A 26800-nucleotide genomic window follows, 5' to 3' on the forward strand; every position below is an offset into this window, starting at 1 on the left:
CCTGGTTTTCACGAATTTTATCTATTTCGTACAATAGATAATGGTTTCCTGGTCAGAAAAGCCCCAATAAGTATCTTTTTCATAAGTTTTTATCTCTGTCTGAAATCCGGAATCTTTTAATCGCTGAACCAATCCATTAACGGAATAGATTCGTACATGGTCTTTCTGGCCGAAGTGTTGAAGTCTTTCTTCTGATGTTTTAACTTCAGGGTTTTCGTAGATGTCACCTTCTTTAAACGGAGTCTGAATTAAAAGTGTTTTACCTGTTTTTAAAACCCTGTGTAATTCTTTCATTGCAGCACCATCATTTTCGATATGCTCAAGAATGTGATAGCATATAATAAGGTCGAATTTTTCGGCTTCCACATCAATTTTAGTAATATCAAAATGATAATCTGCTAAAAATTCATTTTCAAAATCTGTTGGAAAATACTTGATTTGCTTTTTATGTTTTAAAGCACGGAAGATTGCTCTTGAAGGCGAAAAATCTAAAATGGTAAATCCTTCTTTCAGATAATTTTCAGTCAGGATTTTATACAGCCTTCGTGATCTTGGTAAGCTTCCGCAAACAGGGCATAATAGATTTCCGTTTTCTAATCTTACAAACTCTTTAAGTCTGGAACGGCAGATATTGCATTCATAATCCTTTCCCTTGTAAAGGGGATACAAAGCTTTTCTGAAAAACATTTCGTTTTCAAAAAGAAATTTTTGAGGCAGTATTTTTTTTACAATATTTTTTGCAATAGCATACATCGGAATGCAAAGTAATAATATTAATCTGAAAATTAGGGGTGTTGTTATCAATAATTTCTAAATTTGCCTTTTATAATTTTACTGTATGACTTTTGGAATAGAGGCAGCTAGCTATCATGTGCCTTCTTTGTATTTGGAAATTAAAGATTTAGCTGAGGTAAGGGGAATTGATCCTGCGAAATTAGAAAAGGGCTTAGGTTTACATAAAATGGGCTTTCCTGATGTCCATGAAGATGCAGCTACTTTTGCTGCTGAAGCGTTACTTAAACTGATAAAAGACTATAACATCAATCCTAAGGATATTGCAAGAATTTATCTTGGAACTGAAAGTGCTTTGGATGCCGCAAAACCAACAGCATCTTATGCTATGCAGATGGTGGAAAAAGTGCTAGAGGAAAAATATGGAGAACGATGTTTTAGAAATTGTGATGTTGTGGACATGACCTTTGCTTGTGTAGGAGCTGTCGATGCATTACATAATTCCCTGGATTTTGTGAGGGTAAACCCTGAAAAAAAAGCTATTGTCATAGCGAGTGATTACGCAAAATACGAGCTGGCTTCATCGGGTGAATATACACAAGGAGGAGGAGCTGTAGCCCTATTGGTCTCTTCCCGGCCCAACCTCTTGGAAATTGAGAATCAATGGGGAGTTGCAACCGAAAGTGTTTTTGATTTTTTCAAACCCCGACGTCACTACAAAAAAGAAGATCTGAAAGATGCTCCGGACTCTTTTGCGGATAAGATAGAGGTTTTTACGGATGAGCCGGTTTTTGACGGACAATATTCTAACCAATGTTATCAGGATCGAATCAGAGAAGCTTATGATCATTATAAAGAAATCAGTGGTAAGGATAAGCCTTATAAAGACTGGAGATATCTGATTTTCCATCTGCCTTATGCCTTCCATGGAAAGAGGGTATTCACAGAGATTTATAGCCTGGAAAATGGATTGAGCTACGAAACCCTTGAAGAACAAAAAACAGTGGCTAAATCTGAAGGATATCTGCAATTTATCAATAATAAAATAGAAAGAACCCAAAGGGCATCCTCTGAAATAGGAAATATGTATACTGCTTCCATATTTATGGCTTTGCTTTCCGCATTACAGATATCATACAATGAAAATGAAGAATTAGAGGGTAAGGAAATAGGATTTTTAGGCTATGGAAGTGGGTCGAAATCCAAGGTATTTGCCGCTAAGATTTCCGGAAACTGGAAGACTGTTGTTTCTCAATGGAACTTATTTGACAACCTAAAGAAAAGAACACCTGTTAATTTTGAAACGTATGAAAAATTGCACAGAAAGCAACTGGATCAATCTGTTAATGAAAATTATGCAGGATTCGGATTGCAATCAGTAGAGCTTGAAAATCCATTGCTAAAAGGAGCAAGATATTATTCATATCAGAAATAAAATAGGAGTAAATTAAAAAACGAATTCATGAAAAACATCTCTTTATGGGATGTTTTTTTTGTTACGTACATAAATTGGTGAAAAAGAAGGGGTGTTATAGGTGTTAAATTACTTTAATATGCCTAAAGTAGTCTTTATTTTATTTAATATTTTAATATTTTAAGTTTATTTATTTAATATTATTTGATTTCTTTCTTAATAGTTGTGAAGTTTTTATTTGTCTTATTGATGTTTATTTTTTTTACTTAAACATTAATTTGTTAAAAAATATAAAGGTTATAAGAAGTTTAAGGATTATAATATTAGCTTTTTTTGTTGACAAAAATGATTTTTTTTATATATAATTAATTGTTTGTCAGTGTTTTAGTTTTGTTAATGTTAATTTTTATTAACATATTTACAGCCATAATACTAAATAAAAGAACATGAATGTAAAATTATGCATGATAACAACTGCTGTTTTATTTTTTACGGGACAAACTGTACATGCTCAGAAAAAAGCCAGCGATACCTTAAAGGAAGCAAAAATTGAAGAGGTTGTAGTAACCGGATATCAGAAAAAAAGCAAAGATGAGGTCACTTCTGCTATTACGGTGGTGTCTGGAAAATCTTTATCCAACTTTTCTGCTTCAACAATGGGAAGTAATGCGTTACAAGGTAAAGCTGCTGGGGTGGATATTTCTGCGTTGAATGGAAAACCTGGAGGAGGATCTGCCATTAATATTAGAGGACTAGGAAATATAACCACATCAGTTGGTGCTTCTAATCCATTATTTGTTATTGATGGTTTTATTGTTGGAAATGATCAAAGAGCACAAGATGTTTTTAATTCAATTAATCCTAGTGATTATGAAAATATCTCGGTTTTAAAAGATGCTGCAGCGGCAGCAATCTACGGTTCACAGGGGGCAAATGGTGTTATTGTCTTAACTACAAAAAGTGGAAAATCTGGAAAGCCTGTTATTACATTAAGCTCGCGTATGGGATTTTCTGAAAAAATCAAAGACATTAATTTTCGGATGATGAATTCGGCAGAAAAAATTGATTATGAGAATAAGATGGTTGGTTTGGGAATCCCCGGATATAAACAATGGAGTAATGAAGCAACCAGTGCTGCACTCGCATTAGACCATAATTGGCAGCGGGATATATTAAGAACTTCATTTATTGAATCGTACCAGCTAGGGATTAGAGGTGGTAATGATAAATCTAAATATACAATCTCATTAGGATATGATTCAGACAATGGAATTGTTCAAAATATTCATGCCTACAAAAGATATACTGGGAGGATGAAATATGAAGCTAATCCCACCGATAGATTAAGCTTTGGTGCATCAATGGGAGTTAATTACAGTGCATCCCAAGAAATAAGAGATCGAAATAATACTCAAAATCCATTTAGGGCAATGTATGATTATAATAGTTTTGAGCCGGTTTATAGAGCCGATGGAAGCTATAATCCTACCCGCCAGGGATTTCCAATACTAGAAGCTCTTAAGAATAACCCTGAAAATATCAATTCATTGATTTTTGACGGAAATATATTTGCTCAGTATAAAATTGCTGAGGGATTGAATTTTAAAAGTCAATTAGGTGGCTATTTTAATAATATCAGAAGAACATCAAAGGTTTTACGGGGCTCTTTTCTCGATAATATATTAGGAATTAATGGAAGTGTTGTTGAACAAAATCAAAACCGTTTCAGATATACTAATTCTAATACGCTTAATTACGTTAAGTCATTTGGTGAACATAATTTTGACTTATTGGGACTAGTTGAATACACTGAATTTAGAAATGATTATATAAGCGGTACAGGGAGAAACTTTTCATCTCCTTCTTTAAGTGAGTTAGGGAATGCTTCTACACCCTTTGCAGTAGCAGGCTATGATGAACTATTTAGGACATTTTCTTATGGAGCTTTTCTTACCTATGATTATGCAAAAAAATATATTGTAACGGCTTCTGTCAGACAGGATAAAGATTCAAGATTTGGAAGAAATAATGTTAAATCTGAGCCATTTTGGTCTTTAAGTGGAGCATGGAATGTTACAAATGAGAGTTTTTTGAAAAACAACAATATTTTATCTCTTTTAAAACTGAGAGCATCAATTGGAACTAGAGGCTACAACAATATTGGACTTAATTTAAATAACGTTTTAATGTCCGGTGGTGTTTATGGAAATTTTCCTACCATAACTACAAATGCTAATTATGGTAATCCCGACCTAAAATGGGAAGTTACTAAATCACAAAATTATGGCGCTGAATTTGGGTTTTTAAAGAATAGAATAAGAGGAACCGTAGACTATTTTATTGACCAGAAGAAGGATTTTATTTTATCTGTTCCTAATTTCAGTTCTGAAGGAGGGGCTTATTCCACAAATATAAACGCAGGAAACCTTTCTAATAAAGGTTTAGAGATTAGCTTATCTGCAGATGTTATAAAATCTAGTGGATTTATGTGGAGTTTAAGAGCAAATACAAGCATAATGAGCTATAAGCTTAATAAATTAAGAGATGGTGAAACTGAAAGAATTTATGGAATCAATATTCTAAGGGAAGGATATGAGCCATTTTCATTTTTTCTGGTAAGGAGTGCCGGAATTAATTCTGCAAACGGAAACGAAATATATTACACTAAAGATGGAGGCACCACAGAAGTTTATAATTCTAATGATGCGGTACTAATCGAAAATAAATCTCCACTTCCTAAGTTTTACGGAGGATTTGGTACAAGTTTATCTTATAAGAGCTTTGATTTACAGGCTGATTTTACTTTTAAATCTGGAAATTATACATATAATTATATGGCTCTTAATATGTTAAATTATAGTAATGGTACTACAAGCAATATGAGGGCTGATGCAGCGAACTATTGGACAGCTCCTGGACAAACAAATGTATTGCCAAGACCGAATAATACAACTAATGCTCCTGGTGGTATTACAGGTTTGCAGGCGACCGACCGTTTCTTACAAGATGCTTCATACATCAGATTAAGAAATGTGAGTATTGGATATACATTCGATAAAAGGACAATTGGTGAGTCATTACCAGTCAATAAGATACGATTATCATTAACAGGACAGAATCTTGCTACTTGGACAAAATTTCAAGGAGATCCTGAAGTATCAGTAGGTTCAGGTGAAAATCAGACTGGTGCCGGACAGACATTCATCAATGGGGCATTTGCTTTGTATAGCTATCCTGCTGTAAAAACATTTTTATTTGGAATTGAAATAGAATTTTAAACAATTGAAACATGAAAAAGTTACTAAATATATCAATAATATCTCTCCTGTCATTTTTTACTATTCAATGTAGTGATGATAGATTTAATGTACTTCCCAATAATCAGGATACTCCGGAAACCATTTTCACTTCTGAATCTAATTACAGAGTAGTAGTTGACGGTGCATATGATGCTTTTAAAAGTCCTACATATTATAATGGAGATACTGGAAGTTCAATTATACTTGGGGATGTATTAGCTGATAATCTTATATTAAATACAGAAGGCAGACAAACGAATAAGGCAGCCTATGAATGGTCTTACACTCCACAATCAACAGCTGTTACTGCACTTTACGGATCAGCCTATAATGTAATTTCTAAAGCTAATCTTGTTCTGGACAATTTAAATAAAGTTCCTTATAGTAATTACATGAGAAACATAGAAGGCGAGGCTAAAGCGATTAGAGCAATTGCACACTTCGATCTGGTACGGGCGTATGCAAAAATTCCCACACAAAGTTCTGATGCATCTTCTTCTATGGGAATTGCCTATGTAACGACCTTTAATCCTGCTATGAAACCAGCAAGAGATGCCTCAGTAAGTATGACATATGATAAGATTATAGCTGATTTAGAAGACGCTTTAAATAAAATTAATACTACCAATGGAGGGGTTGGGAGGCTTAATAAAACATCCGTTTTAGGCTTTTTATCTCGTATATACTTATATAGGGGTAATTACAGTAAGGCTATTGAATACGGAGAGCAATGCATAGCAGCGTCTCCATCTGTAGGAATGAGAAGTAATTTTGTAAATATTTGGAGGGATGCATCTGATGATGGAGAATTGTTCACCATTTTAAATTCTAATATATCTGCAGATAATGTTACGGTAGGAGTAGCTTATAATCAGGAAGTGTCGGGAATAAGATCGGAGTATAACGTAAATTATGATTTATTTACAAAGTACACAGATAATGATATTCGGAAAACAGCCTATGTTGTTACTGCTAATTTTGGAACGACACCATATAATCATGTTATCAAGTATAGAACAAGAGCGAATTCAACAGTAAGACAGGTTGTAGATATTAAGTTTTTGAGATCTTCGGAAGTGTATTTGAATGTCGCAGAAGCTTATATGAAATCTTCAACGCCAAATCCTGCTCTGGCGCTTGCATTACTTAATAAAGTAAGGGAACAGAGATATGAAACATTTGTTCCGGGAACCGAGACTGGAAGTAATTTGTTAAATGCTATTTATGAGGAGAGAAGGTTAGAATTGGCTTTTGAAAACGATAGGTTCTGGACTATAAAAAGATTAGGGCAGGCGGTTGTACGATCAGATTACGGTTCAGCAGCCAATGGTAGTGGGACAGATGCTCCAACCGGAGCTTTGAAAACTTTACCGGTAAATAGTCACAGATTTGTATTGCCAATTCCACAAGAAGCAATTAATCTTAATCCAAACCTCAAACAAAATCCGGGATATTAATCTTGTATCAATATTTACAAAGCCATGTCTCAAGCATGGCTTTATTTATTACTCATTTCCACCCACTCCCTAAAAAGACCCGGCCACGCCGCAACCTCGCTCCCTTTCTTACCCAATCCCCAACCATGACCACCAGTCTGAAACAAATGCATTTCAACAGGAACTTTTACCTTCTTTAGGGCGTTATTGATTAACAAACTATTTTCCACAGGAGAAATAGGATCGTTAATTGCTTGTGCTAAAAAAGTTGGTGGTGTTTGACTATCCACCTGCCTTTCCACAGAGAATTCTATTTCCTCGGAAGTTGATGGATTTTTCCCAAGAATACTCTTAAAAGCATGGGTCTTATTGTTGGGAGGAAGCATTGAAATAACCGGATAAATCAATCCTACAAAATTGGGTCTTGCAGATAAAGAATCTATATCGTCGACGGGTTTATAAAACATCTTATTAGGTTGCGTGGCAATCATTCCGGCTAAATGTCCACCGGCTGAGAACCCTAAGATGCCAATTTTATGAGGATCTATACCATAATTTTTGGCTGAACTTCTGATCATCCGCATAGCTCTTTGTGCATCTTCAAAAGGAACATTGGTAGTTTTCCAACCTTCTTGTGGTAATCTATAAATAAGTTCAAACGCAGTTATCCCTTCTGACTGCAACCATTTCGAAGTTGGTGTGCTTTCTTTTCCTAATTCGATGTGAGCATATCCGCCACCGCTAATAACTAAAATAGCTGTACCATTTGGATTTTTGGGTCTATGAATAATTAACCTTGGATCAGAAACATGAGTTACAGATCCTTTATTAGTTATCATTTCTGCATTTCTACTACCCAGTTGATCAGGCATATTGCTTTTTACCCATAAGGAAATTTGCTCCAGATCGGATGAAATCTCAAACTTGTTTGTAGAAGTTTGGGAATTGTATTTACTACTTGAGAAAAGTAATATGGTCGCGAAAGCGAATAGTCGTTTCATGTCATATTTCTAAAAGAAATAAGATTTTTATTCAAAGAATATAACCTTATTCTGATAAGTCTTTGGGGTTACTCCCACAAGTTGTTTGAATACTCTTGTAAAATAATTTGTATCTGAAAAACCTGTTTGATAAGCGGTTTCTTTAATGCTATTCTGAGTAGCCAATAATTCTTTAGCCCGGTTGATTCGCTCTTGTAAAATGAAATCATTGGGTGAAGTACCTAGTTCATCTTTAAACATTTTAAAGAAATTTGATTTGCTGACATAAGCAAGTTTAGCAATGCTGTCAATGGAAAGTTTCTGATGAAGATTTTTTTTGATATAATCGACGGCAAAACCTATTCTCGATTTATTTTTTGCAATATTCTTCTCTACCATACCTCTCGCCTGGGTCTGCATCAATCTTATCAAAAGTTCCTTCAGGGCAAAATCAGCCATGATGTCTTTTTGAGAATTATCATCCATAGCGATCCTCATGATATTGTTGGTAGCGGAAGCCAGAGATTTATTATTGAATAGAAAATACTCATCCAGCTGAATATTCCATTGAGAAGTTTCATCCACCTTTGGTAATGTGTAATTCAAATGGTTAAGCGAATCTTCTATAAAATCAGGATTAAGACTTAATGAAATACATTGTGATGGAGTTTCATCAGCCTCAGGAAAATCAATAATCATTGTTTCTCCTGGTGCTACCAGTATGCTCTCTCCTGGAAAATAATCAAAATATCCTGTTTTATTTTCCAGTTTCATATGCTTTTTTCCTCTTAGCATAGCGGTAAATGCAATGGTATCAAAATGAAGTTTTACACCAAAAGCAGTTTTATGGGTTTCATAGATACTGAACTCACAATTGTTGAGATTGAATTTCGTTTGGTTTTCAACAAGGCTCATCAGCTGATTTTCTTTTTTCACATCAGGAGTATTTAATAAAAACTTATTATCATTCATTTCTATACATTTTTAAAACCCATTCTATCAAATATAAGAAAATATAAAATCGAGGTATTGTTAAAAAAGTATAAAATTCCTGGTGAATACGATTTTGAAGTTTTTTTGTAGGATTATGCTATCTGTTCTTATTGGGGAAATGTAATTTGGCTTAACAGAAATTAAAACAATACGATATGAGCACAATAACAGAACAAAAATCAGAAACTGTTTTACAGTGGCCTGATTTCAAAAGTAAATATGATAATTATATTAATGGTCAGTTTACACCTCCGGTGAACGGACAATATTTTGATGTAGTTTCTCCAGTTAACGGAAAAAACTTTACCCAAGCGGCTCATTCCTCCAAGGAAGATTTAGAATTAGCGGTAGACGCGGCTCACAAGGCATTTCAAACCTGGAAGGATACCTCTTCAACGGAACGAAGTATTATTTTAAACAAGATTGCAGACAGAATAGAGCAGAACCTTGAATACCTGGCAACAGTAGAAACTATCGACAACGGTAAAGCTGTGAGGGAAACCCTTGCTGCAGATTTACCTTTAGCAGTAGATCATTTCAGGTACTTCGCTTCTGTAGTCCGTGCAGAAGAAGGCTCTCACAATGAATTGGATAAAGATACCGTTTCTCTGATTGTACATGAACCCCTGGGGGTTATCGCACAAATCATTCCATGGAATTTTCCTTTATTAATGGCAATCTGGAAATTGGCCCCTGCATTGGCAGCTGGAAATTGCGTAGTATTAAAACCGGCAGAAAGTACTCCTGTTTCTATCATGGTTTTAATGGAAATAATCGGTGATTTGCTACCTGACGGAGTAGTAAATATCGTAAACGGTTTCGGGGCAGAGCTTGGCCGGGCTTTGGTAACCAATCCTAAAGTATCAAAAGCAGCTTTTACAGGCTCTACAGCTACAGGACGTCTGGTGATGCAGTATGCAACTGAAAATATCATTCCAGTTACCCTGGAACTTGGAGGAAAGTCTCCGAATGTTTTCTTCAGCTCTGTAATGGATGCGGATGATGAGTTTTTAGATAAAGCTATTGAAGGTGCCGTTCTTTTTGCTCTTAATCAGGGAGAGATTTGTACTTGTCCTTCAAGGTTACTGGTTCAGGAAGATATTGCTGATGCTTTTATAGCAAAAGTAATTGAACGGGTAAAAGCGATTAAATTGGGAAATCCTTTAGATAAAACCGTAATGATGGGTGCCCAGGCTTCCCAGATTCAGAAAGATAAAATATTGTCCTATATCAAATTAGGGAAAGAAGAAGGTGCTGAAGTTCTTGTGGGTGGTGATGTAAATAATGTCGGGGAAGGTTTAGAAGATGGATACTACATTCAACCCACAATTTTCAAAGGTAACAATAGAATGAGGATTTTCCAGGAAGAAATTTTCGGGCCTGTTTTAGCTTTTACCACTTTTAAAGATGAGGAAGAAGCAATAAAGATTGCTAATGATACGATTTATGGTCTTGGTGCAGGAGTATGGACAAGAGATGCACATCAATTGTATAATGTACCCCGTAAGATCCAGGCAGGAAGAGTATGGGTCAATCAGTATCATTCTTATCCTGCAGGAGCACCTTTTGGAGGATATAAACAATCCGGAATTGGAAGGGAGAATCATAAAATGATGCTGGACCATTATCGCCAGACTAAAAATATGTTGATCTCTTACAACAAAAACAAATTAGGGTTCTTTTAATTTTTTTTAACATCAGGGCATGTCCGTTTGTTCCGTTATTTAAGCGGAGCAAAACGGCCGGCCTAATCTGATACTATCATGTTTCGATCCATTCCATAAGGCCCATTATTAATAAACTTATGAGGGAGAATTTTTTCGCCATCCTATGATTAATACTTAAGTTTAGGTAACCTGACATTTTTGTCAGGTTTTTTGAATAATTCTAAGAGTAAATGATGATCTTTACTAACAATCTTACATGAAAAATTGGTAGTTTATTGCAGTATAAAAATCAACTTAAAAACCTACAGAAATGGAACCCAAAATATCCAGGTTATCTGCTACGGAAAAAGCGCTTGAAGTTATCTGGCAGCTAGAAGAAAAATATGGAGACCTGATGTTTTATCAGGCAGGCGGTTGTTGTGAAGGTACTCAGCCTCAATGTTTTGAAAAAGGAGGTTTTTTTCCAAGAATGAATGATGCTATGATAGGTACGATCAACAGACATGAATTTTGGATCGATCGTGATTTGTTTGAGTATTGGAAATATTCTCACTTTACATTAGATGTTGTAGATGGTTTCGGACCAGGTGGTTTTTCTCTGGAAACACCTTTAGTAAAAACATTTAAAGTACATTACAAGCTTTTTACTCCTGAAGAATACAAAAATTTGGAACCGGTAAAACGCAGCGAATAACTCTAGCTGATCTGTAAAATCAGAGAGAGTGATAGAAACTAATTTTGAGTATTCCTCTTAAAAATTATAGTAACTTCTCAACCATCTACCTTTATGAACCTGTTTACAAACATGGCGGCCACAACATTTCCTACGGCATTTAGAACGGTAGCTAATGGATCTACCAATGTTCCGATAATCATTACGGCAGGAATCGCTTCATGAGGTAATTTATATACAGAAATCATCAGGAGCTCACCGATATAACCACCATTAGGTATTCCGCCCTCAACAATACTTACAAATATTGTAATTCCCAAAGCTAAAATCAGGTTGGAAGGCTCAAAAAAATCTTTTCCGATAATTAGAAATGCGACATAAATCTTGATGATTGAAGATATAGATGATCCGTTTTTATGTAAAGTAGTTCCAATCGGAATAACGAGATTCGCAATAGAACTTGGTATTCCGATCTTCGAAGCTGCTTGCAAATTTGCAGGCATTGTTGCAAAGCTACTGCAGGTACTTAGAGCAGTTAGCGTAGGATAGGGTGCATTTGTCCAGAAATCCTTGACTCCTTTTTGCCCGTTGGCCATGAAGGTATATAGTGTGAAAAATAAAAAGAAATAGATGGTTCCCACTATGTAGTAGATACCTAGTGGCTTTCCGTAAAAACCAAAAAGCTGTGGACCCACAGTAGCAACCTGATAGGCAAAATAAGCCCCGAGCCCGATCGGAGCAAGCTTCATAACCAGTAAAAGCAGCTCTTTCATGACCTCGTATCCTGAAGCAAGGAAAAGTCTGAATGGCTGGCCGGTTTCTCCCGTTTTTCTTGCCGCAAAACCTGTTAAAAAAGCAAATATTAGCAGGGCGAGCATATTCTTTCTGGAAAACAGCTCTGTGAATTCACCAACTGTAAAGAAACTCACAATCCTGTTTCCCCAGGTTTCATTGTCATTACCTTCAGAAATGATCTGTGAACTTCCTGAAATAGGAGACATAGGAAAAAGATAAACAGCAATAATGGTAAAAACAGCTGCTGTTAATATAAAAAATAGAAAGGTAAACGACATCATCGCAATAATCTTTCCAAATTTTGATTGTTGCTCTAAAGATGCTATAGAATTAGACACAGCAAAAAATATCAATGGAACAACGCTTACAAAAAGTAAATTAAGGAAAATGTCTCCAAGCGGTTTTATATAACCTACAAAATTGGGAGCAGTGATCCCGATAATACTTCCAACTATGATTCCCAAGAGTAAAAATAAAATTCCAGAGTAGTTTTTAAATACTTCTTTCATGTATTGCTTTTTACCAAAGATAGGCTTATTTTTAACATATTATTGTATAATTTTCAGGGTTAAATTTTTTAAATTTGAGTAAATAAACGTTTCTATGGCTTATATAGATTACTATAAAATTCTGGGGGTAGATAAAAAAGCATCGCAGGAAGATATCAAAAAAGCATACCGAAAGCTGGCTCGAAAATTACATCCCGATCTTAATCCCGATGACAAAGAGGCTGAGAGAAAATTCAAGGAACTGAATGAAGCGAATGAGGTTCTCAGTAATCCGGAAAACCGAAGCAAATATGATAAGTACGGAGAAAACTGGAAACATGGTGAAGAATATGAAAAGGCTCAACAGCAACAAAGACAATATCAAAATCAAGGGCAAGGTTACAGTGGTGGATTCTCCGGTGCAGATTTTGGAGAAGGAGAGGACTTTTCAGATTTTTTCCAGAGTATGTTTGGACAAGGCGGAGGTTTCGGAAGAAGCTCCCGAGGTAGTGCTTCCGGGAAATTTAAAGGACAGGATGTACAGGCTGAGCTTAATTTACATCTTAAAGATGCTGCCAAAACACATCCCCAAACCTTTGAGATTAATGGCAAAAAAGTACGGATTACAATTCCCGCCGGAGTTTATGATGGTCAACAGATCAAATTAAAGGGTCACGGAAACCCCGGTATCAATGGAGGTCCTTCGGGAGATTTGTACATTACATTTAATATCTCACCTGATCCGGATTTTGAGAGGGTAGGAGATGATCTTAAAACGAAAGTTACTATTGATCTTTATACAGCTGTTTTGGGTGGTGATGTAAAAGTAAATACCCTGGACGGAAGCGTTAATTTAAAGGTTAAACCTGAGACTCAAAGTGGATTAACGGTGAGGTTGAAAGGAAAAGGGTTTCCCGTATATAAGAAAGAAGGTCAATTTGGAGACCTGTTCGTAACATATGAAGTGAAGTTGCCAACAAACCTTACTGAGAAACAAAAAGAACTTTTTGAACAACTTAAAAATTCTTAGATCATGGAAGAAAGAATATCACGGGAAGAACTCGTAAAAATATATAATATAGAAATTACTTTCTTTGATGAGCTGGTAGACTGCGGCTTACTTGAGGTACAGACTGAAAATGATGTGCGCTATTTGATGTATGAAGATTTACCTGCTTTTGAAAGATTCACGAATTGGCATTATGATCTGGAAATAAACCTTCCCGGTTTAGAAGTTATTAATGATATGCTTCAGAAAATGACTGATCTTAAACAAAAAAATAGAGACTTACTGGCCAAACTTTCTGCAATAAGTGATCGATATGAGGATATTTAATTTAGTTTTGCAATCTGTAAACAAATTAAATTTTTTATACAATGGGTGACGAGAAAGTGATCAGGCTACATGTAAACAGAAAAGATTTTGAAGAGATCTACTTTAAAGGAAACCAGGGAAGTTTGTTTTTCTCATCGGAGAACAGAAGTAAAACCATTATCACTATTGTTGTCGCTCTGATTTTTCTGATTACATTTTCCTTAAAAGAAAATTTAAGTAAAGAAAGCTTTGGAATTCTGTATTTTATAAGTTTTGTTTTTCTTCTTTGTGCTGTGTATCTTTCGGTAAGCATCAATAAGGTGTCCAGATGGAAAAAACAGGTCAAAAGATATCTGAAATCACTTGAGAATGCGGGTATTTATGAAATAAGATTCAATAATGAAACTTTCAATGTTAATCTTAATGAGCAGCACGAACTCAGCAGGTGGAGTGAATTTGTAACTGCAGAAACCTATGAAGACTATATTTCGATGGAAGGTAAATACAACTATATGTTTCCTGCAAAGTCAATGAATAAACAGGATTACAGCGTATTGAAACAGGTAATAAAGAAAAATATTAAATAAAGAAATCAGAGCAGATCGCTCTGATTTTTTTATTTGCCTTTTAGTCTAGCCAGCCCATTTCCTTCATCCATTCATCATTGTAGATTTTACCTACATATCTTGAACCATGGTCATGGAGTAAAACAACAATCACGTCATCTTTGGTAAACTGATCTTTCATTTGTACCAATGCTGATATAGCACTTCCTGCTGAATATCCACAGAAAATTCCTTCTTCTTTTGCAAGCTTTCTTGCATAAATGGCACCATCTTTATCCGTTACTTTTTCAAAATGATCGATAACCGACATATCATAGTTTTCAGGAATAATATCTTCTCCGATTCCTTCAGTAATGTAAGTATATGCGTGATCATAGTGAAGTTCACCGGTCTCATGGAATTCTTTTAAAATAGAACCATAAGTATCAACACCAATTACTTTTATATTTTCATTTTTTTCTTTGAAGAACGTTCCACATCCTGTAATGGTTCCTCCTGTTCCGGCTCCGACTACAAAATGAGTAAGTTTTCCTTCTGTTTGTTCCCAGATTTCAGGAGCAGTAGATTCATAATGTGCTGCTCGGTTGGATAAATTATCATATTGATTCACATACCATCCGTTTTCAGTTTCTTTGGCTAATCTTTTTGAAACCGAATAATAAGAACGAGGGTCCGTAGGCTTTACATCTGTAGGGCAAACAATAACTTCTGCTCCTACAGCACGTAAAATATCACATTTTTCTTTAGATTGTTTGGAATTGGTTACAAAAATACATTTGTACCCCTTGATGATAGCGGCAAGAGCTAATCCCATTCCTGTATTTCCGGAAGTTCCTTCAATGATTGTTCCGCCCGGTTTTAATCTGCCGTCTTTTTCGGCATCTTCGATCATTTTAACAGCCATTCTGTCTTTTACAGAATTTCCCGGGTTGAAAGTTTCTACTTTGGCTAAAACTAATGCAGGGAAATCCTCGCCCAAAACTTTGTTAAGTTTTACTAATGGAGTATTTCCGATAGTTTCAAGAATATTTTTTGCGTATTTCATACATAATTTATAAGCCTTGCAAAGATACAGCTTTAAAATTATTTATGAAGTTTGGCCACATGTAAAATGAACTATTAACAGATAAAGTATATTACCTCAATTGGGAAGAATAAACAATCTGAAATTAATTGTATTTGATCGCTTTAACCGGTGAAATCTTGCTGATCAGATAACTTGGAACGATCAATGCCAGTGCCGAGATAATTAAAATTCCTACAGAAATTGAAATAATAGCAATAGGATTAAGGTCTACGGGAACTGTACTTACATAATAATTTTCAGGATTCAGCTTTATAATTCCAAAAAACTTCTGTAAAAGTAAGAGACCAAGGCCTATAATATTTCCGTATAAAAGCCCCGGAACCATTATTATTAGAGTATAATTAATGAATGTAGCCCTGATCTGGGAATTGCTAGCTCCTAAGGTTTTTAAGAGACCGATTGAATTCGTCCTTTCAATGATAAGGATCAAAAGAACCATGATGATATTAATGATGACCACAATAAGCATGATAATAATGATCAATGCAATATTGGTGTCGAAAATGCTGATCCAGTCTGTAATCTGTGGGAATTTCTCTGTTGCTTTTTCCGCGTAATTTTTATAGCCGATAAGCTTTTCAATTTCCGGGAAATCACTATCGATATCATTTACATTTTTAAAGAAGATATCCAGTCCACCAATATCATCCGGTTTCATATCCTGAATTTTTCTCACATGGTTGATTCCACCGATCACAAATTGTTCATCAATCATTTTAATGTCCGTTCGGTAAATTCCCACAACTTCAAATTTTCGATAAATAGGTTTCTGATCCGCCTTTGAAAATATGGTAACAATACTGTCTTTCACTTTTAAATGGAGGTCATTCGCGATCTTTTGTGAAATCGTTACCCCATGGTTATAGCCGACCTCCGTTACTTTGGGTGTTGTGCCGGCAACGAGAAATTTTTTAAAACGGGCACTGTCAAAGTCCTTGCCTACACCTTTGAAAATAATGCCTGCAAAATTATGCTCATTCCGCATAATTCCTGTAACCATAGCATATTTCTGAACACTTTCAACATCCGGAAGTGCTTTTATTTTCTGAATATTTAAACCCTGCTTATCAAGCACAGAAGTATTGTATGAAGAATTGGATCGTGTGGACTTTACGGTAATATGTCCGCTGAAATCTGCCAGTCTTTCTTTAATAGCTTTTTTTGAGCCAAATCCTGTAGATACGGTAATCAATGATACAATGATTCCTAAAGCTACAGAAAGCCTGCCTATGAAGATGATAACCCTTGAAAGATTATTTTTGTTATCTTTGGAAAACGCTATTTTTCTAGAGAAATATAAAGGAAAGTTCAAGCTTATGAATTTAGATTTCAAAATTAAAAATTTACTTCTTATTTGCCTAATTTTTTTAGGAGTATTCAATCAATATTATTCTCAGAATCAAACAAAAGATGGTTTTAAGACCGGTGCCGACCAGCCGGAAGTTTATTTACCGCTGCTAAAGGGAAAAACAATTGGCATTGTTACCAACCAAACGGGTTTGATGAAAGATCGGACTCACCTGGTCGATTTTTTAGTAAAAAACGGGATTAAGATAAAAGCTATTTTTGCTCCCGAGCATGGCTTTAGAGGAAATGCTGATGCTGGTGAAACTGTTAAAAATGGAGTAGACTCAAAAACAGGAGTACCTATTGTTTCTTTATATGGAAGTAATAAGAAGCCGAAACCTGAACAGTTAAAAGGAATTGACATTGTAGTTTTTGATATTCAGGATGTAGGCGTCAGATTCTATACCTATATTTCAACGTTAAGCTACCTTATGGAGGCCGGAGCTGAAAATAATGTTGAGATAATGGTATTAGACAGGCCTAATCCTCACGATGGATATATTGATGGACCTGTTTTAAAAAAGAAATGGGCTAGTTTTGTAGGAATGCATGAAGTTCCGGTTGTCTATGGTTTAACCATTGGTGAGTATGGAAAAATGGTCAACGGTGAAAAATGGCTGAAGAATGGAATGCAGGCAACATATATTTTGGTTCCTATGAAAAATTATCATAAAAAGCTGCGATACGCTATTTCTGATAAGCCATCTCCCAACTTACCTAATGATAAAGCAATAAATTTATATCCGAGTTTATGTTTTTTTGAAGGAACACAGGTTTCTGTAGGAAGAGGTACAGATACTCCCTTTCAGGTATATGGTTCTCCCTGGACAAAAAGTCTTCCTTATCAGTTTACTCCAAAACCTAATTTCGGGGCAAAAGATCCGTTCCTGAACGGGCAATTATGTTATGGAGAAAATTTATCTGAGTATCCGAATGATTTGAGGGAACTTAATCTGGAATGGGTGATCAAAGCTTATAAAAATTACAAGAATCCTCAACAGGATTTCTTTCTTAAAAACTTATGGTTCGATACTTTATCCGGAACTGATGAATTAAGAAAACAAATCATTGCCGGTAAATCAATACAAGAAATAAAGGCTTCGTGGAAGTCAGATTTAGAAAAGTTTGAGAAAATCAGATCTAAATACGTGGTGTACGAAAACTAATCGAAATCTTGTGGTGGGTTTTTGTCATTTTTACCTTTATTAAGGATAAAAAGCCCCACTGTTAATCCTATCACTCCTGCTGAAGCGGTCATTATTGCCCTTTGTAATTTGTCTGGGGCATCATTTCCAATGTAATTCATTAAAAAAAGGATAACAAAGGTGATAACCAATATAATAATGTGATTTTTTCCAAATAGTTTCATCGTGTTATTTTATTTTGTAAGAAATCATTATGCCGCCTCTATATGGTAATATTTCACCACTTTTATTAAATCCGGTAGCTACATCATAGCGCTTTCCTGTGGTGCGGTCATAGCCCTTATAAAAATCCTGAGAGGTTCCAACAGTTGCATAAACATCCAGATTCCAGTTTTCTGAAAGCTGAAACTGGTAACCCGCAGTAACTCCAATGATCAGTGAAACTCCTTTTTGATACAGATTGGACTTTTTGTATTTTTCGCCTCTGTCATTGGTGTATGTGCCAGAACCCCAGTAATTCCATTTTTGCAATACAAAAGAAGATGCTGCAAGGTTGGCACCCACATACCAGTGTTTGAAAGCTTCATCAAAATAATATCTACCCTCTAAGGAAACAGAATAATACTGAAATTCATGTCCGGCGAAAGATTTCCATGGAGAAACAAATACATCCCCCTGTAAAGTATATTTTTTACTAAGCTGATATTCTAATCCTCCGTTTAGAACTCCTATTGGAAGAAAAAGGGCATTGCCTTTTAGGTATAAACTTTTCCCCTTTTCTGTAGCCTGTTCTTGTTCCTGGGCGTTCAAATTTCCTAGTGAAAACAGACTCATAAAACTTACCAACAATTTATATTTCATTCTGAAGTTTATTTGATTTGTTTAAGCAATCCTTCGGCCAAAGTTGCGTCTTTATTGGATTGAACAGCCATATTTTTCGACATTTCAGCATACGTTTTTGCCATATCTTTATTTCCTGTTAAGAAATAGAGCTTTGCCAGAATAAAGGTGTTTTCAGAAGTCTCTCCTCTCATAACAGATTTCTCTGCCCATTCAACCGCTTTTTTTAATGAGGATGTTGTTTTTACATGCTCGGAGAATATCCACGCCGCTTTAAGTAATTGATTAGGCTCAAAGGAATCAGAATTTTTGTAATATGCTAAAGCTGCTTTTTCATATTCAGGAAAATTATTATTTTGTTCATAATAATTAAGTTTAGTCTGATTCAGCTTAATTTCAGCCTCATATTTCCCAACCAAGGGTTCTGCTGTTTTCAGAAAATAGTCATCATTTACCCTCTTATTTTTGTCGTCAATCGATTCGGCTACTACCTTGGATAAAATAAGCTGATGATCAAATTCTTTATAGGTTTCCTCAGGAAGATATTTGATGATTTCTGATTTTCTGGAAGCGAAAATTTTATAATTAGGATCCTCAACGGATTTTAGAAAGAATAAAAGAAATCCAATGTCATCTTTAGACAGTTCTTCAGTTTTCTTTTTATTTTCAAAGTATCTTTCAGAGGCTTTTTTTGCAAAATCAAAATCTGAAGTAGAATTTAATTTCATTACGTTGATCAAAAATTCAGGGTCTTTTTCACCCGATGCAAAACGATCTTTTAGGGATCCTTTTTTGTTATTGGGTGAATTGATATCCTGTGCCATCGTTAGGAAAACACTTTCTTCCATATAACCGAGATTTTGAGAGATCAGCTCCCCATCACCGTTCAGAAACAAGTAAGTCGGATAGGAACGAACTCCGTATTTGGCGGCAATTTCTCTCCCTTCTCCTTTCTCCATATCAAATCTTGCATTTACAAAATTGGCGTTATAATAATCTCCCACCGATTTCTTTGTAAATACATTTTTCTCCATCAGTTTACAAGGGCCACACCATGAAGCGTAAGCATCAATGAAAACTATTTTGTTTTCTTTCTTAGCTTTGGCAATTAGGTCTTTAAAAGGGATATCCTGAAACTGGATGGATTCCTGCGCAAAAAGAATTACAGTGAAAAAAACAAATAATCCGGAGATAATCTTCTTCATTCGATTAAAATTTGTAGGCGAAGATAGTTAATTTTCAAGAGATAGATTGAAAATGGGAAGGCCAGATAGAGGACATTAACTAATTTTAAGAACTAAATTAATCGATTGTAAAACTTGTTTTCTGTATCCTGTCTTATTTAATATCATTCAATAGAAGTTATTCTTTATTTTTGTGAATTAGATGATTATGATTTATTGCACCATTAACTAAAAAACTGAAGCTGTTTATGCTTTATCTTTCCGGGGTTTTTATTGCTTTCTTTTTGACATTTCTTTTGCTTACAAAACGGAATAAAAGCTCTGCTGATTTTATTTTATGTGGATGGTTATTTACAATTGGTGTCAATTTATTAACACATTATCTCTTTCTTACTCATCAGTATAAAGAATATCCTTCTTTTATACTTTTAGGTTTTACACTACCGTTACTTTATGGACCGTTTTTATACCTCTATGTAAGAAAACAAACTTCTCCTAAACCTTTTTCAGCAGTACAGCTGTTACATTTTTTACCTTTTGTGATATGTAATTTATCTTTTCTTTCATTTTATTTGGCACCCTTTGATGAAAGGGTTAGTATTTTTAAACATGAGGGAAGGGAATTCGAGATTGAATTGCTTTTCAGGCTATATGGTATATACATTTCAGGAATCATTTATGTGATCATTTCTTTATTTATTTTATATAGATTCCGCAAAAATATGGTCCAGCAGTTTTCAAATACAGAAAAAATAAACTTTAAGTGGTTGTTGTATCTTATTATCTGGATTGGGCTGATCTGGGGATTGGTTCTTTGGAATGACAACGCAAATATTATTTATGGTGCAGTTGCTGTTTTTATCATGTGGTTGGGATATTTTGGGATCAAGCAGGTACAGGTTTTCAATTATTCTAATTCATTTTTTACTGCCGAAGAAAGCCTGACAAAAGTAATTACATCTCCAATAGCAATTGGTGAAGATAAAAAGTATCAAAAATCAGGATTAACACAGGAAAATATTGATGATATTCATTGCAAATTACTTGAGGTTTTAAACGAAGAAAAACCGTTCACAAATCCCAATCTCACCTTAAATGAATTGTCTCAGTTGCTTAAAGTCCATCCGAACTATCTTTCCCAGGTAATTAATTCTAAGGAAAATAAAAACTTCTACGAATTAATTAATGAAAAGAGGATAGAAGAGTTTTTGCACAAAATTTCGAAACCGGAAAGCAGGCAATATACTTTTCTGGCTATTGCCTTTGAATGTGGTTTTAATTCCAAAACATCTTTCAACCGGAATTTTAAAAAATATATGGGTATTACTCCCACTGAATACCAAAAAAAGCTGTAATTCTTATCTTTTTATAGTTTCATCTTCCAGGGAATGGTTTCATGTTTCATATGATATTGGTAGTCAGATTCTTATATTGGTTGTTTTTCTTGGGTCAGCTTTCCTGTTGGGGCGTATAGCTTTTGGGTTTGATGAATCTTTGCATCAATATTTTAAACCCAAACTATGACAACATTGAGAAAAAAAAGAGGGTTACTGACCTCTTTTACAATTTTTGCATTACTGTTCTCCTGTACTGATGGAAGAACAATTGATGAACCCGGAAACTTAGTTCCTAAGACAGTTGATCAGGATTCTTCACTACCATCAATACGTGTGAATGGTTCTCTGCTCCATTCCGAAGCATTCGGTCCAGAAAATGGGACCCTAATTATTGCTATCCATGGAGGACCAGGAGGTGATTACAGATACTTATTAAATTGTAAAGATCTCGCTAATAAAGGATACAGAGTCGTTTTCTATGATCAGAGAGGTTCTGGTCTTTCCCAGCGTTTTCCTAAGAATTCATATAAATCATTAGGAGCGGGAGCTATTAATCTTATGTATGACGAATTATCTTCAGTAATAGCTTATTACCGTAAAAGCTCTAATCAAAAAGTAATCTTATTAGGGCATTCCTGGGGAGCGATACTGGCTTCAGGATATGTGGGAAAGTATCCAAATGCTGTTCAGGGTATTGTTTTATGTGAACCGGGCGGATTGAAATGGGATGATATTACTGACTATGTAAAAGAGTCCAGATCATTTAAACTCTGGAGTGAGATCTTGAATGATGCAGCCTATATTGATCAGTTTATATCGGGGAAGGAGGATCAGCACGAAATATTGGATTATAAAATGTCTATGCTGACATCGAAAAACGATATTACTGGTGAGGGGGATTTTGATCCCGGCATGAGCTGGAGAAGTGGGGCTGTAATTATGGATGCATTATTTGATGTAGGAGAGGAATACAATTCCGATTTTTCTAAGGGGTTGCAGAATTACAATGCTCCTGTGTTATTCTTTTACAGTGAAAGAAATAAAGCTTATCCTGATTCCTGGGCACAGAAAATAACTTCAGATTATAATCATGTGGAAAAGGTTAAGGTTTCGGGTGTTGGACATGATGGTATTATTACCAATCAGAATGTATGGAATTCCCAGACCAAACCTAAAATTATCAATTTTATCAACAACCTTTAACAAATGAAAAATAATAAACTATATATAAAAATAGCTTTTTTTATACTGATCTGTAATGTTGTGAAATCACAAACGGTTAACTGGGCTGGGCTTGAAAATGGAGAAAGACATATTCTTAATGCAAACATTGGTGCCGAATATGGTGCTGTTTTTGGGCTAGGATACGGATATAAATTTCATGGTAAGTTATTTCCCACAATTGTAAATATTGAGGTCTCCACACCGGCTGGTGAAGATTTATTTGATGATTTTAAAACAAAAGCAGGAGCTCATGTGAGATGGATAAAAGTTGGGGATTTCCATTTTTCAACAAAAGTTCAGGGAGTTTTCCGGAAATTTGAAAACGAGAATGTGCAGCTTCTGAATTTTGGGGTGGATATGTCCGGAACAATTGGGTATTACAGACGGAGATGGTTTGGAGCGTTAGAAATTGGGTTTGATAAAGCCATTGTTACTCATTTCAAACATTCCGATCACTATAGAGAAATTTATCCGGCAGTAAAAGATGGCTGGTATGAACCGGCGACGGGAGGAAACTTTTATGCTGCCATACAAGGAGGATATACATTCAGCAATCAGGAAATATATCTAAAAATAGGAGGGATTGTTTCTCAGGATTTGAAAACGAAACCACAACTGCCATATCTTTTACAGGTTGGATATAATTACAAGTTGCCTTTTTAAGTGTTAATGCCGGATTTTAATCCGGCATTTTACTATTGTCAGTAGCTAATTATGCTCCCAGTTCAAGTTGGTTTTTAACCAAATTAAAATAATCAGATTTTTTTTCCACCAATGATTGGTGGTTGCCTTGTTCTACGATCTCTCCCTTTTTCAAGACAATGATCTGATCTGCATTTTTAACAGTTGAAAGCCTGTGTGCAATAATTAAAACAGTTTTGCCTTTAAAGAATTCCTGTAAATGATCATGGATTACCTTTTCGTTTTCTGCGTCTAGAGCTGAGGTGGCCTCATCAAAGAAGACAAAATAGGGTTGTTTATAAACTGCTCTTGCAATCAGTATCCTTTGTTTTTGTCCACCGGAAATTCCATTTCCTGAAGCTCCGATCTTTGTGTTTAGTCCTAAAGGAAGTTCATCTACAAATGATTTAATATTCGCAGTTTTAAGTGCGAAATTGAGTACATCGTCATCTGGAATTTCTTCTCCTGTTGCAATGTTTCTTTCAATAGTATCAGAGAAAATATATCCGTCCTGCATAACCACTCCGCAGTTTTTTCTTAAATTTTTTGGAGATATTTCTTTTAAATTAGAGTGATTAAAATAAATATCACCAGAGGTCGGTTCATAGAACTTCAATAATAATTTCATTAATGTTGTTTTGCCACTACCGCTTGCTCCAACAACAGCGGTAACTTTTCCTTGGGGAATAAAAAGATCAATATCCTTGAGAACAAACGGTGATTGAGGTCCCTCATATTGAAAAGAAACATTCTTAAAATAAATTCCTTTTTCAATTCCGTTTTGGGTGGTATATTTTTCATTCATTAACGGAAGCAAGTCTTCCTGTTCTTCTTCCGGGTGATTTTGAACTTCATTTAAACGCGATAAACTTAGTTTAGCGTCCTGTAAAGATTTAAAAAAACTAATCAATTGGTTAACCGGAGAATTCATTTGCCCAATAATGTAGGATACACTCAGTAAAGCCCCCAGTGTCATATGTCCCTTCACCACAAAAGAGGCAGCGAGGAAAGTAACAATAATGTTTTTTAACTGATTGATGAATTCGAATCCTGAAAGCTGGATTTGATCAAGTTTTAGAATTCTGATATTTACTTTAAATAATTTTTGTTGGATTTCTTCCCATTCTTTACGTTTGTGCTCTTCGAACTGATTAAGTTTCATCTCAGAAATGCCATTAATGATTTCGTAAATGGACTCCTGATTTTCACTTTTTTCACGAAATCTGAAATAGTCTAACGATTTTATTTTTTTTAACCAATATAAGGACCATACAACTGATATTATGGTTAATATAAAATAGGTAGCAAGAATTCTGAAATCATACGTCCAAAGAACCACAAAAAATACCGAAAAGGTAATCATTGAGAATAATGTTGATAAACTTTGAGAGGTAAGAAAAAGTTCTATCCGCTCGTGATCCTGTATTCTTTGATTGAAATCACCCATGAATTTGGTATCAAAAAATTTGATGGGAAGGCTCATCAGTTTTTTAAGAAATTCGGAAATGATTTTAATATTTAATTTACTTCCAACACTTAACATAATCCAGTTGCGGAAAACTCCTAATATGATATTCCCAAGAAAAAATGCCAGTTGAGCGAGAAGAATGTAGGTAATGATGTTAAGGTTTTTCTTGTTGACGCCGTCGTCAATTAGCTTCTGAGTTAATATGGGAAAAGCCAGAGTAGCTAGTGTTCCAACAAGAAGGATAAAAGAAAGCCAGATAAATTGTTTTTTATGTGGGCTTAGGTATTGATAAATATATTGTAATGATACTTTTTTATCTTTAATATTGTTATTCTGGAAAAAAGTTTCTGTAGGCTCCAATAGCAAAACGATGCCTTTATCAGAGTTTTTCAGCCAGGCCTTTTTAAATTCGGTTTCAGGTAATTTAATGATCCCATGGGCGGGATCGGCAATTGTGTAAATTTTCTCTTTATTGTAAAAATATTTCGAAATTTTGGTGAGAACGACAAAGTGATTTTGGTTCCAATGTATAACACATGGTAAGAATTCATTTTTTAAATCCCCAATTGAAAGTTGTGTTACTAAAGTTTTAAACCCAAGTTTAGATGCTGCATTGTTCATGCTTAAAATAGAAACACCTTCCCTTGAAATAAAGCAATGGTCACGTAAGTACTGTAGTCCATATGCTTTGCCATAATAAGCCGTTATCATAGCTAAACATGATGGACCACAGTCCATTTTATCATGTTGAGGAATAAATTTCATTACTTTTCTTCTAATAATATATCCTCTGTTTGTTTCACTGTTCTCTTTTCGCCTACAATTTCAATTCCTCTTTTGTTATAGATCATGGAAAGGAAATAGAGTCCGGCTTCAATAGGCCAATCTGTTTCCAGATCTTTTAACAATTCGGAAACTCTCCAGTTTTTATGGGTATTTAGATTATCTACTATATTTTTTAATTCAGGATGATATCTCATTTCTATTTTAGAACCTCTCACAAAAAGATAGAATGTGTCTTTATTTTCATCCACATTATAAATCATTTTAAATGGTTCACAAGCATGAATTTCTTTTTCAAGTAAAAATTCGTAGTTATCTATATCATATTTATCTTCTAATTCTCTTGTTTGTGGAGGAGCCTGCCATCCTGCATTGCTAAGTAAACTGTGTTTGTATTCATCATACAGATATTTAAAAAACGATTCAGTAGATCCTTTTAACAAGTCTTCGTCTAGTTTTAAAAGGGAAAGAAACTCTTCAAATGTCTGATGATTTTCTAAATAGTTATGTTGAGGTTCAATAACGTCTTTATTAATATCCAGATAGTTGGTGTAAAAAGTATTGAGTACTCTGTCAAAAAATTTAACTTTCGACGGGTTATTAAACCAAAATGTTACACCAACGGAAAGATCATCACTTTTGCCGATATGAAATTTATTCCATGGCATAAAGAACAGGTCTCCTGCTCCAAAATCATATCTTTCGGCATGTTCAAGCAGGGGATCTATATCAAAATTATTGTGTTTTGTACCGGTAAGGTCTTTGTATTTTTCCTGATCCCATATGTACATTGTTTTTTCACCGGGACCTAAGTGGAAGTGTAGCACATTTTCACCTTTATGATCCTGATGTATTCCTAAGGGAGTCCATCCGTAGTTTCCTATAAATACTGTCACATCTACTCCTGTCGCTGGAATACCAATAATTTCCAATAAAGGTTGAGTAATGAGTCTAAGTTCCTTTGATATGTAATCTGAGTGTTTTTCAAGAAAATTGACGATTAGTCCGAACTTCTCTTTGAAAACCCGGTTACAATATTCTATAATTTCTTCATTTTCAAAAGGAGGATTTTTATATATTTCATCAACAAAATCATTGTTCTCCTTTCCTTTTCCTTGTGAAGGGAAGTAAAGTCTGAAGCCATCGTGATCTTTAGTTTTAAATCTGTTGATCAGTCCATCGACAACGGCCTCCTTCAGTTTTTTGATTAAATCTTCTGGGATTACATCTTTAACCACACATGTCTGTGTGAAATTTTTATTGATATTGATGAAATTCTCCCAAAATTCTTTGTTGAAATTTGTTTCCATAGTATTATAAGTTTTTGAAATAAAAAAGCAACAGAG

The 26800-nt window shown here is 34.9% G+C and carries 23 protein-coding genes; 12 read left to right on the forward strand and 11 right to left on the reverse strand.

Translation table 11 applies throughout. From position 1 onward, the window contains the following. Window positions 1-21: 21 nt before the first annotated feature. Window positions 22-687 carry a class I SAM-dependent methyltransferase gene (locus tag AAEU33_RS10375; protein ID WP_345992505.1) on the reverse strand — a complete coding sequence of 222 codons (666 nt, stop codon included), beginning with the start codon at window positions 685-687 and terminating at the stop codon, window positions 22-24. Window positions 688-838: 151 nt separating this feature from the next. Here AAEU33_RS10375 and AAEU33_RS10380 point away from each other — a divergent pair, with 151 nt between their 5' ends. The 3 genes from AAEU33_RS10380 (at window position 839) to AAEU33_RS10390 (ending at window position 6902) form a co-directional block, all read left to right on the forward strand. Further along, window positions 839-2167: a hydroxymethylglutaryl-CoA synthase gene (locus AAEU33_RS10380; RefSeq protein ID WP_345992507.1), complete on the forward strand. Its 1329-nt coding sequence runs from the start codon at window positions 839-841 to the stop codon at window positions 2165-2167. Between the two features lie 425 nt (window positions 2168-2592). Next, complete coding sequence (locus tag AAEU33_RS10385; RefSeq protein ID WP_345992509.1) at window positions 2593-5424, forward strand: SusC/RagA family TonB-linked outer membrane protein; 2832 nt, start codon at window positions 2593-2595, stop codon at window positions 5422-5424. Between the two features lie 11 nt (window positions 5425-5435). Then, entirely contained in the window at window positions 5436-6902 is a 1467-nt protein-coding gene (locus AAEU33_RS10390; protein ID WP_345992511.1) for a RagB/SusD family nutrient uptake outer membrane protein, read from the forward strand. A 41-nt stretch (window positions 6903-6943) separates the two neighbouring features. Here the strand turns inward: AAEU33_RS10390 and AAEU33_RS10395 are convergent, their stop codons facing one another. Next, complete coding sequence (locus tag AAEU33_RS10395) at window positions 6944-7882, reverse strand: alpha/beta hydrolase (protein ID WP_345992513.1); 939 nt, start codon at window positions 7880-7882, stop codon at window positions 6944-6946. A gap of 27 nt (window positions 7883-7909) precedes the next feature. Continuing rightward, entirely contained in the window at window positions 7910-8833 is a 924-nt protein-coding gene (locus AAEU33_RS10400; protein ID WP_345992515.1) for a helix-turn-helix domain-containing protein, read from the reverse strand. 176 nt (window positions 8834-9009) lie between these two features. Between AAEU33_RS10400 and AAEU33_RS10405 the strand changes: the two genes are divergently transcribed. After that, window positions 9010-10539: an aldehyde dehydrogenase family protein gene (locus tag AAEU33_RS10405; RefSeq protein ID WP_345992517.1), complete on the forward strand. Its 1530-nt coding sequence runs from the start codon at window positions 9010-9012 to the stop codon at window positions 10537-10539. Window positions 10540-10831: 292 nt separating this feature from the next. Then, window positions 10832-11215, forward strand: coding sequence for a DUF779 domain-containing protein (locus AAEU33_RS10410; RefSeq protein WP_345992519.1), 384 nt, complete (start codon window positions 10832-10834; stop codon window positions 11213-11215). Window positions 11216-11292: 77 nt separating this feature from the next. On the opposite strand, the gene AAEU33_RS10415 is transcribed toward AAEU33_RS10410, so the two are convergent. Further along, the gene (locus AAEU33_RS10415) at window positions 11293-12498 is read right to left on the reverse strand and encodes a cation:dicarboxylase symporter family transporter (protein ID WP_345992521.1); all 1206 of its coding nucleotides are present in this window, start codon (window positions 12496-12498) and stop codon (window positions 11293-11295) included. 94 nt (window positions 12499-12592) lie between these two features. Between AAEU33_RS10415 and AAEU33_RS10420 the strand changes: the two genes are divergently transcribed. From AAEU33_RS10420 to AAEU33_RS10430, 3 genes are read left to right on the forward strand one after another with little or no spacing between them, the layout of a single operon-like run. After that, on the forward strand, window positions 12593-13507 hold the full coding sequence (locus AAEU33_RS10420) for a J domain-containing protein (RefSeq protein ID WP_345992523.1): 915 nt from the start codon (window positions 12593-12595) through the stop codon (window positions 13505-13507). A gap of 3 nt (window positions 13508-13510) precedes the next feature. Next, window positions 13511-13813, forward strand: coding sequence for a chaperone modulator CbpM (locus AAEU33_RS10425; protein WP_172279638.1), 303 nt, complete (start codon window positions 13511-13513; stop codon window positions 13811-13813). 41 nt (window positions 13814-13854) lie between these two features. Further along, window positions 13855-14379, forward strand: coding sequence for a hypothetical protein (locus AAEU33_RS10430; RefSeq protein WP_345992525.1), 525 nt, complete (start codon window positions 13855-13857; stop codon window positions 14377-14379). A gap of 40 nt (window positions 14380-14419) precedes the next feature. On the opposite strand, the gene AAEU33_RS10435 is transcribed toward AAEU33_RS10430, so the two are convergent. Then, the gene (locus AAEU33_RS10435) at window positions 14420-15403 is read right to left on the reverse strand and encodes a pyridoxal-phosphate dependent enzyme (RefSeq protein WP_172279634.1); all 984 of its coding nucleotides are present in this window, start codon (window positions 15401-15403) and stop codon (window positions 14420-14422) included. Between the two features lie 124 nt (window positions 15404-15527). Beyond that, window positions 15528-16757 (reverse strand): FtsX-like permease family protein, encoded by a 1230-nt coding sequence (locus tag AAEU33_RS10440; RefSeq protein WP_172279632.1) that lies wholly within the window; start codon window positions 16755-16757, stop codon window positions 15528-15530. 4 nt (window positions 16758-16761) lie between these two features. Here AAEU33_RS10440 and AAEU33_RS10445 point away from each other — a divergent pair, with 4 nt between their 5' ends. Next, window positions 16762-17958, forward strand: a complete 1197-nt coding sequence (locus AAEU33_RS10445; protein ID WP_345992528.1) for a DUF1343 domain-containing protein — start codon at window positions 16762-16764, stop codon at window positions 17956-17958. Here AAEU33_RS10445 and AAEU33_RS10450 read toward each other — a convergent pair. Genes AAEU33_RS10450 through AAEU33_RS10460 form a run of 3 tightly spaced genes read right to left on the reverse strand, consistent with a single transcriptional unit; the run spans window position 17955 to window position 19982 of the window. Then, window positions 17955-18161, reverse strand: coding sequence for a hypothetical protein (locus AAEU33_RS10450; protein ID WP_273648711.1), 207 nt, complete (start codon window positions 18159-18161; stop codon window positions 17955-17957). The genes AAEU33_RS10445 and AAEU33_RS10450 overlap by 4 nt on opposite strands. 4 nt (window positions 18162-18165) lie before the next feature. Beyond that, on the reverse strand, window positions 18166-18798 hold the full coding sequence (locus AAEU33_RS10455) for a DUF3575 domain-containing protein (protein WP_345992530.1): 633 nt from the start codon (window positions 18796-18798) through the stop codon (window positions 18166-18168). Window positions 18799-18806: 8 nt separating this feature from the next. Beyond that, window positions 18807-19982: a thioredoxin fold domain-containing protein gene (locus AAEU33_RS10460; protein WP_345992533.1), complete on the reverse strand. Its 1176-nt coding sequence runs from the start codon at window positions 19980-19982 to the stop codon at window positions 18807-18809. 227 nt (window positions 19983-20209) lie between these two features. Between AAEU33_RS10460 and AAEU33_RS10465 the strand changes: the two genes are divergently transcribed. The 3 genes from AAEU33_RS10465 to AAEU33_RS10475 all read left to right on the forward strand — a co-directional run bounded on the left by AAEU33_RS10465 (window position 20210) and on the right by AAEU33_RS10475 (window position 23185). Beyond that, window positions 20210-21316, forward strand: coding sequence for a helix-turn-helix domain-containing protein (locus AAEU33_RS10465; RefSeq protein WP_345992535.1), 1107 nt, complete (start codon window positions 20210-20212; stop codon window positions 21314-21316). A 165-nt stretch (window positions 21317-21481) separates the two neighbouring features. Beyond that, the gene (locus tag AAEU33_RS10470; protein ID WP_345992537.1) at window positions 21482-22501 is read left to right on the forward strand and encodes an alpha/beta hydrolase; all 1020 of its coding nucleotides are present in this window, start codon (window positions 21482-21484) and stop codon (window positions 22499-22501) included. Between the two features lie 3 nt (window positions 22502-22504). After that, entirely contained in the window at window positions 22505-23185 is a 681-nt protein-coding gene (locus AAEU33_RS10475; RefSeq protein ID WP_345992539.1) for a hypothetical protein, read from the forward strand. 49 nt (window positions 23186-23234) lie between these two features. On the opposite strand, the gene AAEU33_RS10480 is transcribed toward AAEU33_RS10475, so the two are convergent. Both AAEU33_RS10480 and AAEU33_RS10485 read right to left on the reverse strand, forming a co-directional pair. Beyond that, window positions 23235-25436, reverse strand: a complete 2202-nt coding sequence (locus AAEU33_RS10480) for a peptidase domain-containing ABC transporter (protein ID WP_345992540.1) — start codon at window positions 25434-25436, stop codon at window positions 23235-23237. Further along, the gene (locus tag AAEU33_RS10485; protein ID WP_172279614.1) at window positions 25436-26764 is read right to left on the reverse strand and encodes a hypothetical protein; all 1329 of its coding nucleotides are present in this window, start codon (window positions 26762-26764) and stop codon (window positions 25436-25438) included. The genes AAEU33_RS10480 and AAEU33_RS10485 overlap by 1 nt, the downstream gene beginning before the upstream one ends. Between the last annotated feature and the right edge of the window lie 36 nt (window positions 26765-26800).

It is taken from the genome of Chryseobacterium sp. Chry.R1, assembly GCF_039645525.1.
Lineage (GTDB): Bacteria > Bacteroidota > Bacteroidia > Flavobacteriales > Weeksellaceae > Chryseobacterium > Chryseobacterium proteolyticum.

Coding starts and splice junctions, on each gene's coding strand:
- AAEU33_RS10375 (WP_345992505.1), bottom strand. CDS start 687: ATGTTTTTCAGAAAAGCTTTGTATCCCCTTTACAAGGGAAAGGATTAT.
- AAEU33_RS10380 (WP_345992507.1), top strand. CDS start 839: ATGACTTTTGGAATAGAGGCAGCTAGCTATCATGTGCCTTCTTTGTAT.
- AAEU33_RS10385 (WP_345992509.1), top strand. CDS start 2,593: ATGAATGTAAAATTATGCATGATAACAACTGCTGTTTTATTTTTTACG.
- AAEU33_RS10390 (WP_345992511.1), top strand. CDS start 5,436: ATGAAAAAGTTACTAAATATATCAATAATATCTCTCCTGTCATTTTTT.
- AAEU33_RS10395 (WP_345992513.1), bottom strand. CDS start 7,882: ATGAAACGACTATTCGCTTTCGCGACCATATTACTTTTCTCAAGTAGT.
- AAEU33_RS10400 (WP_345992515.1), bottom strand. CDS start 8,833: ATGAATGATAATAAGTTTTTATTAAATACTCCTGATGTGAAAAAAGAA.
- AAEU33_RS10405 (WP_345992517.1), top strand. CDS start 9,010: ATGAGCACAATAACAGAACAAAAATCAGAAACTGTTTTACAGTGGCCT.
- AAEU33_RS10410 (WP_345992519.1), top strand. CDS start 10,832: ATGGAACCCAAAATATCCAGGTTATCTGCTACGGAAAAAGCGCTTGAA.
- AAEU33_RS10415 (WP_345992521.1), bottom strand. CDS start 12,498: ATGAAAGAAGTATTTAAAAACTACTCTGGAATTTTATTTTTACTCTTG.
- AAEU33_RS10420 (WP_345992523.1), top strand. CDS start 12,593: ATGGCTTATATAGATTACTATAAAATTCTGGGGGTAGATAAAAAAGCA.
- AAEU33_RS10425 (WP_172279638.1), top strand. CDS start 13,511: ATGGAAGAAAGAATATCACGGGAAGAACTCGTAAAAATATATAATATA.
- AAEU33_RS10430 (WP_345992525.1), top strand. CDS start 13,855: ATGGGTGACGAGAAAGTGATCAGGCTACATGTAAACAGAAAAGATTTT.
- AAEU33_RS10435 (WP_172279634.1), bottom strand. CDS start 15,403: ATGAAATACGCAAAAAATATTCTTGAAACTATCGGAAATACTCCATTA.
- AAEU33_RS10445 (WP_345992528.1), top strand. CDS start 16,762: ATGAATTTAGATTTCAAAATTAAAAATTTACTTCTTATTTGCCTAATT.
- AAEU33_RS10450 (WP_273648711.1), bottom strand. CDS start 18,161: ATGAAACTATTTGGAAAAAATCACATTATTATATTGGTTATCACCTTT.
- AAEU33_RS10455 (WP_345992530.1), bottom strand. CDS start 18,798: ATGAAATATAAATTGTTGGTAAGTTTTATGAGTCTGTTTTCACTAGGA.
- AAEU33_RS10460 (WP_345992533.1), bottom strand. CDS start 19,982: ATGAAGAAGATTATCTCCGGATTATTTGTTTTTTTCACTGTAATTCTT.
- AAEU33_RS10465 (WP_345992535.1), top strand. CDS start 20,210: ATGCTTTATCTTTCCGGGGTTTTTATTGCTTTCTTTTTGACATTTCTT.
- AAEU33_RS10470 (WP_345992537.1), top strand. CDS start 21,482: ATGACAACATTGAGAAAAAAAAGAGGGTTACTGACCTCTTTTACAATT.
- AAEU33_RS10475 (WP_345992539.1), top strand. CDS start 22,505: ATGAAAAATAATAAACTATATATAAAAATAGCTTTTTTTATACTGATC.
- AAEU33_RS10480 (WP_345992540.1), bottom strand. CDS start 25,436: ATGAAATTTATTCCTCAACATGATAAAATGGACTGTGGTCCATCATGT.
- AAEU33_RS10485 (WP_172279614.1), bottom strand. CDS start 26,764: ATGGAAACAAATTTCAACAAAGAATTTTGGGAGAATTTCATCAATATC.